Annotated in this window: 1 protein-coding gene; it reads right to left on the reverse strand. The window is 54.7% G+C overall.

What is annotated here, in order from left to right; all coding sequences use genetic code 11:
* Positions 1 to 687, reverse strand: a 687-nt coding sequence (locus GJA01_RS15105) for a transposase (protein WP_145993817.1), incomplete at its 3' end; no start/stop codon positions are given.
* Positions 688 to 764: the final 77 nt, after the last annotated feature.

Raw genomic sequence — 764 nt, forward strand, 5'->3', positions numbered from 1 at the left:
CCGGATGAACCGGTATTTTCGATCGATGGAAACATGCGATTTATAGCCAAAGAACGGGATGGCGAGATCGCTGGATGGCATGGTTCCATCATCCTGCCGCTTCGCCTTCGTGAACTTCAGTGTCCATCGCGCATGACGATCCTTGTGCGACAGCTTTGCGGGTTTGTCCTGCCAGTCTTCAGGAATACGTCCTTCCCGAAGATCGGCTTTCTCTGCATTGGTGTTCCGCTGCTTCGGAGCCGCTACCAGCGTGGCATCCAGGATCTGGCCTGACATCGGCAGATAACCAGCGTTACGCAGGGTTGCGTCAAAGCGGTTGAACAGCCCATCGATCGCACCCGCCTGGGTCAGACGCTCGCGAAACAGCCAGACCGTTTTGGCATCCGGCACCCGATCTGAAAGTCCCAGACCAAGGAAACGCATAAAGGAGAGGCGATCGTTGATCAGATATTCCGTCCGCTCATCAGACAAATTGTTGAGCGTCTGGATCACCAGGATCTTGAACATCAGCAGCGGATCAAATGGCGGTCGTCCGCCTTTGCTGCCGTCAGAATACGCCAGAGCCTTCTCCAGGTCAGGGCGGAAGACTTCAAAATCCACAGTCCGGGAAAATGCTTCGAGCTGATCGCCAAGCCCGCTCAAGCGGGCAAGCCGCTCTTCAACGTCAAAAAATCCCGTCTGCTTCATATCGCCATTCCCTCAGTCAGAACCGGACGAATGGAATCACAGAGCTGGTTTCAAAACCAGCGGGTTTTTCGAACCCT

Origin of the sequence: Gluconobacter japonicus (genome assembly GCF_002723975.1) — a bacterium.
GTDB lineage: Bacteria > Pseudomonadota > Alphaproteobacteria > Acetobacterales > Acetobacteraceae > Gluconobacter > Gluconobacter japonicus.